The sequence below is a fragment of the Hydromonas duriensis genome, assembly GCF_004363775.1.
Taxonomy (GTDB): domain Bacteria; phylum Pseudomonadota; class Gammaproteobacteria; order Burkholderiales; family Burkholderiaceae; genus Hydromonas; species Hydromonas duriensis.
The window spans coordinates 94,293-106,852 of the sequence record NZ_SNZE01000001.1 but is presented as its reverse complement, the minus strand read 5'-3'; the positions used below and the strand labels follow the sequence as shown (position 1 = coordinate 106,852).

General features: G+C 46.9%; 7 protein-coding genes and 1 pseudogene. 6 read left to right on the top strand and 2 right to left on the bottom strand.

All coding sequences use genetic code 11. The features are described from left to right. Positions 1-1,189 precede the first annotated feature (1,189 nt). Positions 1,190-2,584, bottom strand: a pseudogene (locus DFR44_RS11755) (ESPR-type extended signal peptide-containing protein); the annotation flags it as partial. Between the two features lie 649 nt (positions 2,585-3,233). Here DFR44_RS11755 and trpE point away from each other — a divergent pair. The 6 genes from trpE to DFR44_RS00455 all read left to right on the top strand — a co-directional run bounded on the left by trpE (position 3,234) and on the right by DFR44_RS00455 (position 9,605). Next, positions 3,234-4,724: an anthranilate synthase component I gene (gene trpE, locus DFR44_RS00480; RefSeq protein ID WP_211336873.1), complete on the top strand. Its 1,491-nt coding sequence runs from the start codon at positions 3,234-3,236 to the stop codon at positions 4,722-4,724. Position 4,725: 1 nt separating this feature from the next. Beyond that, positions 4,726-5,322, top strand: coding sequence for an anthranilate synthase component II (locus tag DFR44_RS00475; protein WP_246011996.1), 597 nt, complete (start codon positions 4,726-4,728; stop codon positions 5,320-5,322). A 103-nt stretch (positions 5,323-5,425) separates the two neighbouring features. After that, complete coding sequence (trpD, locus tag DFR44_RS00470; protein ID WP_133618742.1) at positions 5,426-6,472, top strand: anthranilate phosphoribosyltransferase; 1,047 nt, start codon at positions 5,426-5,428, stop codon at positions 6,470-6,472. Between the two features lie 7 nt (positions 6,473-6,479). Beyond that, on the top strand, positions 6,480-7,271 hold the full coding sequence (gene trpC / locus DFR44_RS00465; protein ID WP_133618741.1) for an indole-3-glycerol phosphate synthase TrpC: 792 nt from the start codon (positions 6,480-6,482) through the stop codon (positions 7,269-7,271). A gap of 8 nt (positions 7,272-7,279) precedes the next feature. Further along, positions 7,280-7,924, top strand: a complete 645-nt coding sequence (locus DFR44_RS00460; RefSeq protein WP_133618740.1) for a CYTH domain-containing protein — start codon at positions 7,280-7,282, stop codon at positions 7,922-7,924. An 85-nt stretch (positions 7,925-8,009) separates the two neighbouring features. Further along, a complete protein-coding gene (locus DFR44_RS00455; RefSeq protein ID WP_133618739.1) occupies positions 8,010-9,605 on the top strand; it encodes a phosphoethanolamine transferase in 1,596 nt (531 codons plus the stop codon). A 140-nt stretch (positions 9,606-9,745) separates the two neighbouring features. Here DFR44_RS00455 and acnB read toward each other — a convergent pair whose 3' ends face one another. After that, on the bottom strand, positions 9,746-12,331 hold the full coding sequence (gene acnB, locus DFR44_RS00450) for a bifunctional aconitate hydratase 2/2-methylisocitrate dehydratase (RefSeq protein ID WP_133618738.1): 2,586 nt from the start codon (positions 12,329-12,331) through the stop codon (positions 9,746-9,748). Positions 12,332-12,560: the final 229 nt, after the last annotated feature.

The window sequence follows — 12,560 nt, the reverse complement described above, 5'->3', positions numbered from 1 at the left end:
AGCTTGATGTAGACAATGATTCAATCGAACTGTCGGTCGTGCTCAAGGCAGTCGATGTCTGCGTTGATAACGAGGCAATTGAGCTGCTCGCTGTGCTCAACACGGTCGAGGCGGTTGAGGACACCGATGACGACAAGGATGCAACCGCACTGTCTGTTGTACTCAATGCCGTTGAGGTTTGTGTCGATAAAGACGCCACTGCACTGTTGGTCGCACTCAATCCCGTTGAACTTGATGTAGACAGTGATTCAATCGAACTGTCTGTTGTGCTCAAGGCCGTTGAGGTTAGAGTTGACAACGAGGCAATTGAACTACCTGCTGTGCTCAACACGGTCGAGGCGGTTGAGGATACGGACGACGACAATGAGGCAACGGCACTGTCTGTCGTGCTCAGGGCTGTTGAGGTTAGAGTCGATAAAGACGCCACTGCACTGTTGGTCGCACTCAATCCCGTTGAACTTGATGTAGACAGTGATTCAATCGAACTGTCTGTTGTGCTCAAGGCAGCCGATGTCTGCGTTGACAACGAGGCAATTGAGCTGCTCGCTGTGCTCAACACGGTTGAGGCGGTTGAGGACACCGATGACGACAAGGATGCAACCGCACTGTCTGTTGTACTCAATGCAGTTGAGGTTTGTGTTGACAAAGATGCCACCGCACTGTTGGTCGTACTCAATCCCGTTGAGCTTGATGTAGACAATGATTCAATCGAACTGTCGGTCGTGCTCAAGGCAGTTGAGGTTTGTGTCGACAATGAGGCAATTGAGCTGCTCGCTGTGCTCAACACGGTCGATGCGGTTGAGGACACCGACGACGACAAGGATGCAACAGCGCTATCTGTCATGCTCAGGGCTGTTGAGGTTTGTGTCGATAAAGACGCCACCGCACTGTTGGTCACGCTTACTCCAGACGAACTCATTGTGGACAAGACTGAAGACACAGATGTCGACAAGGAGGCCACCGCGCTATTTGTTGTGCTCAATGCAGTTAACGTTTGCGTGGACAGGGATGCTATTGAACTATTCGTGCTGATAAAACCCGTTGAAGTTTGAGTCGATAATGAAGCAATTGTGCTTTTGGTTATAGTTGATAATGAAGCAACAGTGCTCCCGGTTAATGTCGACAAGGAAGCAATTGTACTTTTAGTCATGGTTGACAATGAAGCAATCGCACTATTTGAGGCACTCAATCCAGTTGATAGCGAGGCAATTGAGCTTTGAGTCACATTCATCGCCGAATAAAGCTGTGAACCATTAATGGCATCTGTTGAGGTCTCGCTTATCTCACCTGGAGCCACATTGACAATTTGGCGCTCTGCGCCCTCTGCTCCCACTGAAACAACCCCAACCGCTGCACCTGCAAAAGAGCCGTAGATAAGATTATTCACTGTACCCGATGACACTTGGACGGCGGGTTTATCCCCTGAAGCATAACCTAGCACCACATTGCTGGCATGGGTGATAGTAATATTGTTACCAAAAGCAAAAGCATTGTCGGATGTAATCGTGTTGTTGTTACCTACCGCATAAGAAGAGACACCAGAAATCACGTTAGGGTCACCAAAAGCACCCGAACCAGCCCCCATAACTGAATTCCCAACGCCAACCGCTATAGAGTTAGCAGCCGATGCTTTATTTCCCACACCGATAGCAAGAGAACTGGAACCAGATGCCGTCGAAGACAAACCAATCGAGATCGACCAATTCCCTGAGGCTAAAGCAGCACGTGACGCGGCAAAACTATATGAAGCTGGAGCACTTGCTTGATAGCCAATTGCTACGGCAGAGTTGCCAGAAGCTTTAGCACTCGCTCCTAAAGCCAGTGCATTCAAAGCAGAAGCCGATGCACTGGAACCAAACGCGCTAGCTGCAGCACTAAACGCAGTTGAGAAAGCACCTAAAGCTGTTGCATCGTTAGAAATTGCCGTAGAACCGCTACCCAAAGCCACGGCACGGAATCCATTCGCACCAGCAGTCGCACCCAACGCCACCGCCTGACCTCCTAAGGCAGTTGCGCTTTCACCAACCGCCAACGCCGACTGTCTATTCTGCCCCCCGCCAAGGGCAAGTGAATGGGCAAATGCAGATGAACCCAGCGCCACATCTCCCATTGCCGATGTGGTTGAAGATGTGCCGATGGCAATAGCGTTTATGCCTGATGCAAACACCTGCTTACCCAAAGAAATAGAACCTTCAGCTTGCGCTTCTGAACCATGACCAATCACAATTGAACTCAGTCCTACAGCTGAGTTATTCGCTCCCAAAGCGATGGCGTAATCGGCTGAAGCTGAGTTGTTCGCTCCCATAGCAATGGCATAATCGGCCGAAGCATTTGTCCCTTCGCCCAGCGCAACGGAACCAGCGCCTGATGCGAACGAGGTACCATCATCTAACGACGACTCATCGGAACCAATAATCAATTGCGCCTGTGTTTGAGAACTAAAACCACCCAGTACAGCAGCAATGACTAAACCCGCACCAATGACAGATACTTTACTTTTTTTCCCTGAAACTTTCGCGACCTCAGAAACGACCACGCAGGTCTGAGTGTGCTCATTGAATATAACCCGATAATTTTTATTCACAATATCTCCCAATTTAATCAATCAAGAAGCGGAACCCCTTGAAAATCAAAAAAAATTTAAAATAGTAAAATTTGAAAAATAATTATTTAAACATGTATAAAATGAATTATAATTATAAAAATATACTTATATAGTTAAAGCAATATGACTTTAAGATTCTTATGCATAACTATAAAATAATAATATAAAACCAATTTTCTTGTTCACAATTTGCACACCAAACTCTAAATACTGGCTTTTTTAGCTACAAAAATATTAAAAAGTGGGTGAAAAACGAACAATGCTTTCTTATTTTGCAAAACAAACCCTTAAGGTTTAAATATATAAGCATTTATAAGCACCAAAAACTTTTTGATTCGCAATAGAAAATTTCGGATACAATCACGGCTATGATTTTTCTAAATTTTTCCTTCCCTATGGCATGTCAACACGCGCATTTAGTGCGTTGGCGGCGCTTGCATTGGTCTATCGGTTTCTGGCGATAATTATTTTTTAGCCGTCCGAACAACGCAGACATCTCAAATTGCTCACAACCTAACTGTTGTTGTGAAACTACATTTGGTAGCGTGAATAAAATTGATTTATTGATCTTGTTTTAGGTTGTTTATCAATTCAACCTAAAAACAACATTCTTTGAAGGAAAAATATGCTGACTCAAGATGCTTTTTACGCCTTGGCGGCACAAGGTTACAACCATGTACCGCTGTCTCTCGAGACGTTCGCTGATCTCGATACCCCTTTATCCATTTATCTTAAACTTGCCCACGCGCCTTACAGCTATCTACTTGAGTCGGTCGTTGGTGGCGAGCGTTCGGGGCGTTATTCCATCATTGGCTTACCCTGCCGTACACGCATCGTCCAAACCAATCAAACCATTGAACTGTTTGTCGATGGCGAGTGTACTGAAACAGTGCAGCAGTCGGATCTATTTGCGTATACCCGCAATTTTCTAAAACGTTTTAAAGTGCCTCAATTGGACGGACACGCCCGATACAGTGGTGGTTTAGTTGGATATTTTGCTTATGACACAGTAAGAGAAATTGAACCGCGACTGAAAAAAACCACACCAACAGACGATGTGCATCTGCCAGACTTACATTTATTGCTGTCGGAAGAGTTAGCGGTCGTCGACAATGTGTTGGGCAAGGTGTATCTGACGGTTTATGCCAACCCTCAAGAATCGGGCGCATATGAGCGGGCAGCACTGCGATTAAAAAGCATGTTGAATCAATTGCGCGCGCCCGCGACAATCCCCGCGAGCCCTCGCGTTGATAACGCACAGGCGCGTTCTGATTATGGCGAAGCGGCTTTTAAACGCGACGTGTTGAAATGTAAAGACTATATCAATGCGGGGGATTGCATGCAGATTGTATTGTCACAACGCACGCAACGCCCTTTTGCTGCAGAACCGATTAATCTATACCGCGCCTTACGCGCACTCAATCCATCGCCTTACATGTATTTTATGAATTATGGCGACATGCATGTGGTGGGCGCGTCACCAGAAATTTTGGTCAAACTTGATGAAGCTGGCATCGCTACGGTGCGCCCGATTGCGGGCACACGTCCACGCGGCATGAATGATGCAGAAGATGACCGTTTATCAGCCGATTTACTAGCTGATGCAAAAGAATGTGCTGAACATTTAATGCTCATCGACTTAGGACGCAATGATATCGGTCGCATCGCGCAAGTCGGCACAGTTAAAGTCACCGAACAAATGACGATTGAAAAATATTCGCATGTGTTGCACATGGTCTCAAATGTTCAAGGTCAAGTCCAAAATGACATGGATGCGATTGACGTGCTCAAGGCTACTTTCCCAGCGGGAACATTGTCAGGCGCACCTAAAGTACGTGCAATGGAAATTTTGGATGAATTGGAGCCCACCAAACGCGGTGTATACGGTGGTGCGGTCGGTCATATGGGGTTTTTTAATGACATGGATTTGGCCATTGCCATTCGCACCGCTGTCATCAAAAACAACACCCTTTATGTACAAGCGGGCGCGGGCATTGTTGCCGATTCTGACGTGGATGCTGAATGGAATGAAACTCGCGCGAAAATGCGGGCTGTTTTAAGCGCGGCGGATTTGGCCTGCGATGGTTTAGACACCATTTTGCCGAAAGAAGGAGTGTGATATGAAAATGCCTCATGTATTCATGATTGACAACTACGATTCATTCACTTACAACCTCGTACAGTATTTCGGCGAGCTAGGCGCACAAGTCACTGTCAAACGCAACGATGAAATCACCATTGCTGACATTGAGGCCGCTGCGCCAACACACTTGTGCCTGTCGCCCGGCCCCTGCACGCCCAACGAAGCGGGAATTTGTTTAGAGGCTTTAGACCACTTCAAAGGTAAATTACCCATTTTAGGCGTTTGTCTCGGTCATCAGGCCATTGGTCAAGTCTTTGGCGGGCACATCGTACGTGCTAAAGCACCCATGCACGGTAAAGTTGATGCACTGCACCACCATAATGACGGCGTGTTTAAAGGCTTACCCACAACCTTTAACGTGACGCGTTATCACTCCCTGATTATTGAACGTGAAACCTTACCCCCCGAATTAAAAATCACCGCTTGGACAGGTGCATCGCCAGACACAGGCGAAATCATGGGCGTGCGTCACACTATTTTCAATATTGAAGGGGTACAATTCCACCCTGAGTCTATTTTGAGTGAACACGGTCACGCCATGCTCAAGGCTTTTTTGAATCAAACCCAACCTTAATCATCACAAGCACCCAGCCGTTATCGCGCCAACTGGCGACAACGGCTGTCCAATCGCACATGATTGAACAACCACACATCATGTGAACTTTGAAAGACTGCTTATGCTCAATGTTGCTCAAATCCTCAATCAGCTCATCGCCCGCGAGAACCTATCCGCAGACAGCATGAGTGCATTCATGACCCAATTAATGAGCGGTCAGCTCACTGCGCCCGCCGCCGCTGCACTCCTCACCGCACTGCGTGCCAAAGGCGAAACGCTAGAAGAAATCGTCGCCGCAGCCCGCGTCATGCGTGATTTTTCCAACCGAGTTGTCGTCAAAGACAATAGCCAGTTTGTCGACATTGTTGGCACAGGCGGGGACGGCGTGCACACATTTAATATTTCAACGACGTGTTTATTCGTCGTCGCAGCAGCAGGCGCAAAAGTGGCCAAACATGGCAATCGAAGCGTTTCCAGCAAATCAGGTTCAGCCGATGCGCTCGAAGCCCTTGGTGTCAATCTGATTCTCACACCCGAGCAAGTTGGACAATGTATTGAACACACGGGCATCGGCTTCATGTTTGCGCCCAATCATCACCCAGCCATGCGCCATGTAGCACCAATTCGCCGTGAGTTGGGTATTCGTACCGTTTTCAATATTCTTGGGCCTTTGACCAATCCAGCCAACACCCCCAACACCCTGATGGGCGTTTTTTCTAAAGAATTAACGACGATGATGGCGCAAGCGATGCAAGAGCTTGGCGCACAACATGTTTTGGTCGTGCATTCTCAAGATGGAATGGATGAAATGTCTTTATCTGCGCCAACCGACGTGTGTGAGTTAAAAAATGGGCAACTCAGCGAATACACCCTCACCCCCGAGCAATTTGGCCTCAATCGCGCCCCATTATCTGAACTCAAGGTCAACAATCCAGAAGAATCAAAAGCTATGTTGCTGTCCGCGCTCAATAACGACAACTGCGCAGCGCGTGATGTGACAATTTTAAATGCAGGTCTGGCGTTGTACACGGCCCAACACGTTGATTCAATTAAACAAGGCATTGAATTAGCCAAAGACGTCATTGCTTCAGGCGCAGCCTTGAGCAAAGTCAATGAATTCGCTCAATTCACTCAACAATTCGTTATCCCCTCTAAAAAAGCACACTAAATAAAACATGTCTGACATATTAAATACAATCAATGCCACCAAGCACATCGAAGTCGCCGCAGCACAAGCACTGATTACCCCAAAACAGATGCATGAGCTGGCGTTAAAAGCCGATGCGACGCGTGACTTTATCGGCGCCATTCGCCAACGTGTCACCGAACAGCGACCTGCGGTCATTGCCGAAATTAAAAAGGCTTCGCCCAGTAAAGGCGTGCTGCGAGAGCATTTTGCTCCAGCAGAAATCGCTCGTCAGTACGAAGCCGCTGGAGCGGCCTGCCTATCGGTTTTAACCGATGAGCAGTATTTTCAAGGGCACAGCGACTATCTGAAAGCGGCTCGTGCCGCCTCTGGCTTGCCTGTTTTACGTAAAGACTTCATTGTTGACGCTTATCAAATCGACCAAGCTCGAGCTTGGGGAGCGGATGCCATTTTACTCATCGCGGCTTCACTGTCACTGGCACAAATTCAACAATTTGAAGCACACGCCGCGTCACTCGGCATGGCTGTTTTGGTGGAGGTGCATGATGAACAAGAGTTGCTCGCGGCCTTGCAATTAAAAACCCCCTTAATCGGCATTAACAACCGTAACTTACGAACTTTTGACGTGTCGTTACAAACCACGCTTGATTTAATGAAACACATCCCCAGCGACAAAATCATCGTCACTGAATCAGGCATCCTCAAGCCTGAAGACGTGCAATTGATGCAACAACATCATATTCACGCATTTCTTGTGGGCGAAGCATTTATGCGTGCGCCTCATGCAGGCGAAGCCTTGTCACAACTATTTTGCATTTAAGTACAGGCATGGAACACGAAATTGCCCTGGCTTTACCCAAAGACGCGCATGACGCTTTACACCATATACTGTTGCGCCACCCGCAGATTCAATTTGAGCGATGCACGCAACTGCTCAATGTCTATTTAGACACGCCAACGCACGACCTCAAACAACAAAAAGCCGCATTTCGCCTGCGTTTTGATACAGAACGTTTATGTTGGATTCAAACATTAAAAACCGCAGGGCAACTCGTTAACGGCGTTCACAGCAGAAATGAATGGGAAAGCACTTTACCTCATGCCACCGCCAAGGCTGACGTGATTCCAGACATTGACTTGACGCAACTTCCCGCTGAAGCCCGTATTTTGTTAAGCCCACTTATGACCGTTTTGCGCCCCGTATTTCATACCGACTTTAAACGTGAAATTTATCAATACAGGCAAGGTGACGACGTGTTTGAAATCGCCTTTGATTATGGTCAAGTACGACTGGCAGAGGACAATCTGCACAGCACGGCGGTCAGCCTCATCAATGAGCTTGAAATTGAATACAAAGCTGGTCACATCGACCACATGCGTCAACTGGCCAACGATATGCAAAATCAACTCAAAGCCACCCCACAACATATCAGCAAAGCAGCTCGTGGATATATGCTGATGTCGCAGCCTTAAGCATCAAGCATACCCACATTGTAAAGATGGTTTAAAATACGGCCATCATCAATACGGCAACTTGGCGTGCACTTTTAGGACTTGTATGAAGTACTTACTTAATTTTTTAAAAACAAACGCTGTCATTTTACTGTCCGCTTTGGCATTCACTGTGCTGTACAACGGGGCTTTTTTCAATCACTTCAATCAAATATACACCTCGTTTAACTTATCCTTTTTCATCTCAATTGGCATCGTCCTTTTTGCGGTCACCGCGTTGGCTTTAAGCCTGCTCTGCTACCGCAAAACCACCAAGCCCGTGTTGATTCTCCTGTTCATCATCGCCGCTTTCACAGCCTACTACATGAACACGTACGACATCATTGTTGATAAAACAATGATTCAAAACATTGTCCAAACCAATGTCAAAGAAGCGACAGATTTGTTCACTTGGAAAATGGTCGGCTACTTTTTAGTTTTGGGCGCACTACCCGCATTCATCATCAGTCGGGTCAATCTACCGAAAAGCACTTTCAAAGCGGCACTGGGTAACAAAATCAAAATCATTCTTTTGCTTTTACTCATCATCGTCAGCCAGGCTGCGACGTTTAGCAAAAACTACAGCTCATTCTTCCGCGAGCACAAAATCGTGCGTTTTTATGCCAATCCAATTACCCCCGTTTATTCAGCAATTCAATTCGGCATCCAAAGTCACACCGATGGCTCGCCACAAGAAATCACGCCACTGGGCGAAGATGCAAAAAAATCAGCCTCCGACACAGACCGTCACTTAACCATACTCGTCGTTGGCGAAACAGCACGCGCAGACCATTTTTCACTCAACGGCTACTCCAAACCAACCAATCCACTGCTCGAAAAAGAACAAGTCGTTAGTTTAAAAAACCTCAGCTCTTGTGGAACGAGCACGGCCGTTTCTGTGCCATGCATGTTTTCAGGTCTAGGACGTGAAAACTACAGTGAAAAAAAATTCAACGCTTCTGAAAACCTACTCGACGTGCTTAACCGTGCAGGAGTTCAGGTTCTTTGGCGCGACAACAATTCTGATTCTAAAGGCGTGATGACACGCTTAGGGGCGTTTTATCAGGACTACAAAGACCCAAAAATCAATACCATTTGTGACGTAGAGTGCCGAGATGAAGGCATGTTGGTTGGATTACAGGAATTCATTGACCAAAATAAAAACCGTGATATCACGATTGTTCTACACCCAATGGGCAGTCATGGACCCGCATATTACAATCGCTATCCAAAAGCCTTCGAAAAATTCACACCTGCTTGCCAAACCAACTTATTAGAGAAATGCAGTGTAGAAGAAATTGCCAATGCTTTTGACAACACAATCTTGTACACGGACTATTTTTTATCTAAAGTCATCGTATTACTCAAACCCAATGCAAGTCATTTCCAAACCGCCATGATTTACATGGCGGATCACGGCGAGTCTTTGGGCGAAAATGGCGTGTATTTACACGGCATGCCTTATAGCATCGCACCCGTCGCGCAAAAGCATCCCGCCAGCATCATTTGGCTTGGAGATGGGTTTAAAGGTTTGAGCTTTGAGGCACTTAAACAAAAAGCCGATGAGCCTTTATCGCATGATTATTTGTTCAGCACCATACTCGGATTGAACAAAATTGAAACCAAAATTTATGACCCTAAAATGGATTTTTTGAGACCGTAGATTTAAAACCGTAAAGCAAAAAACCTCGCAAAAACTGCGAGGTTTTTTTGATGTTCTTTCACTGAACGTCTTAAACATTATTAAAACATCTTGTGTAAAAAGCCCCTTAAAGGGGCTTTTTACATTTTTAAGTATACTGATTAAGCTTTTACACCATCGGCCACTTTACTAAAATCTTCGATTTGGTCGAAGTTCATGTAGCGGTAGATATTGGCACTGTTGGCATCAATCACGCCAATGTCAGCCATATACTCTGCTTTGCTTGGGATTTTACCCAACTTAGAGCACACCGCCGCCAACTCAGCAGAACCCAAGTACACGTTTGAATTTTTACCCAAGCGATTCGGGAAATTACGCGTGGACGTCGAGAACACGGTTGCCCCCTCTTTTACTTGAGCTTGGTTACCCATACACAACGAACAACCTGGCATTTCCATACGCGCGCCCGCATTGCCCAAAACGCCATAATGACCTTCTTCTGTCAATTGTTTCGCATCCATTTTTGTGGGCGGAGCCACCCACAGACGTACAGGAATGTCGCGTTTGCCTTCAAGCAACTTTGAGGCGGCACGGAAGTGACCAATATTGGTCATGCAAGAGCCGATAAACACTTCATCAATTGTTGCACCCGCTACTTCCGACAGAGACTTCACATCGTCTGGGTCATTCGGGCACGCCACAATCGGCTCATGGATATCGGCTAAGTCAATTTCGATAACCGCTGCGTATTCTGCATCATCATCGGCTTTGAGCAGTTCTGGTTTGGCAAGCCATGCTTCCATCGCCTTGATACGACGCGCCAAGGTGCGCGCATCCTCATAACCATTGGCAATCATCCACTTCATCAAAGTCACGTTTGAGTTCATGTACTCGATAATAGGTTCTTTGTTCAAATGCACGGTACAACCTGCTGCGGAGCGTTCTGCTGAAGCATCAGACAGTTCAAACGCTTGCTCCACTTTCAAATCAGGCAAACCTTCAATTTCAAGGATGCGACCAGAGAAAATGTTTTTCTTGCCTTGCTTCGCAACGGTCAACAAACCTTGTTTAATCGCATATAACGGAATGGCATTGACCAAGTCGCGTAAAGTAACGCCTGGTTGCATATTGCCTTTAAAGCGAACCAATACAGATTCGGGCATATCCAAAGGCATCACACCCGTGGCCGCTGCGAACGCGACCAACCCAGACCCAGCGGGGAACGAAATACCAATCGGGAAACGGGTGTGTGAGTCACCGCCAGTGCCTACAGTATCGGGCAACAACAAGCGGTTCAACCAAGAGTGAATCACACCATCACCAGGGCGCAACGCAATGCCGCCCCGCGTGCTGATAAAATCGGGCAACTCATGATGCATTTTGACGTCAACAGGTTTAGGATACGCTGCGGTATGGCAGAACGATTGCATAACCAAATCGGCCGAGAAGCCCAAGCACGCCAAGTCTTTCAACTCATCGCGGGTCATTGGGCCTGTGGTGTCTTGTGAACCGACAGAAGTCATGCGGGGTTCGCAGTAAGTATTTGGACGAACGCCCTTGTCTTCGGGCAAGCCACAGGCACGACCGACCATTTTTTGTGCCAAAGAGTAGCCCTTGCCTGAGTCAGCTGGGTTGACAGGCAAGCGGAACAAGGTCGACGCAGGCAAGCCCAACGATTCGCGGGCTTTAGCGGTCAAACCACGGCCAATAATTAAAGGAATACGTCCACCAGCGCGGACTTCATCAAACAAAACTTCAGACTTAACTTTAAACTCGGCAATCACTTCGCCATTTTTCAAGGCCTTGCCTTCGTAAGGACGCAATTCGACCACGTCCCCCATATTCATATTGGACACATCCAACTCAATTGGCAACGCTCCCGCATCTTCCATCGTGTTGTAGAAAATCGGCGCAATTTTTGAACCCAAGCACACACCGCCAAAACGTTTGTTCGGGACAAAAGGAATGTCTTCACCCGTGAACCACAACACTGAATTGGTTGCAGATTTTCGCGAAGAACCCGTGCCCACCACATCGCCAACGTAGGCGACGAGGTGACCTTTGGCGCGTAAATCTTCGATGAACTTAACAGGCCCGCGTTTGCCATCTTCTTCAGGCGTGATGCCATCGCGTTTATTTTTCAGCATCGCCAAGGCGTGCAATGGAATGTCGGGACGACTCCACGCATCAGGCGCAGGCGACAAGTCATCGGTATTCGTCTCGCCCGTAACTTTAAAAATACTAACGGTAATCGACTCGGGCACTTCAGGACGTGATGTAAACCATTCAGCATCCGCCCAGCTTTGAATAACAGCCTTGGCATTGGCATTGCCCGCATCCGCTTTCTCTTTCACATCATGAAATTGGTCAAACATCAGCAAAGTATTTTTCAAACCTGCGGCAGCGATGCCACCGACCAAGGCATCATCTAATAAATCGACCATCGGGCTGATATTGTAACCACCCAACATCGTACCAAGTAACTCGGTCGCTTTTTCGCGGCTAATTAAAGGACTTTTTTCAGTGCCATGAGCCACAGCAGCCAAATAACTGGCTTTTACTTTTGCAGCCGCATCCACGCCAGCAGGAACGCGGTGTGTAATCAAGTCTACTAAGAAAGTTTCTTCACCTGCGGGTGGGTTTTTTAACAATTCAATGAGCTCGCCTGTTTGCGCAGCAGACAATGGCAATGGCGGAATGCCCAGCGCAGCGCGCTCAGCAACGTGTTCACGGTAAGCTTGTAACATGATGAGTCCTCTTTAGGTGAAATGATGGATAACTTAGGTAAATAGCAATGCCCGATTTTAAAACAAATTTGGATTCTTGTGTCTTATATATGAGTCAAATTACTTTACTGCCCTTTGCAAAAAACTTTATCTTGAATCCGCACAAAATAACAAACCATCAAATGTTTCTAGCCTTACAAAGCATCCTTGACCGTTGATGTCTTTTTCACCACAAAAACATAAATTGGAG

Excerpts from the sequence above, each read along its gene's own strand:
- trpC (WP_133618741.1), top strand. The coding sequence starts at position 6,480 with ATGTCTGACATATTAAATACAATCAATGCCACCAAGCACATCGAAGTC.
- acnB (WP_133618738.1), bottom strand. The coding sequence starts at position 12,331 with ATGTTACAAGCTTACCGTGAACACGTTGCTGAGCGCGCTGCGCTGGGC.
- DFR44_RS00455 (WP_133618739.1), top strand. The coding sequence starts at position 8,010 with ATGAAGTACTTACTTAATTTTTTAAAAACAAACGCTGTCATTTTACTG.
- trpD (WP_133618742.1), top strand. The coding sequence starts at position 5,426 with ATGCTCAATGTTGCTCAAATCCTCAATCAGCTCATCGCCCGCGAGAAC.
- DFR44_RS00460 (WP_133618740.1), top strand. The coding sequence starts at position 7,280 with ATGGAACACGAAATTGCCCTGGCTTTACCCAAAGACGCGCATGACGCT.
- DFR44_RS00475 (WP_246011996.1), top strand. The coding sequence starts at position 4,726 with ATGAAAATGCCTCATGTATTCATGATTGACAACTACGATTCATTCACT.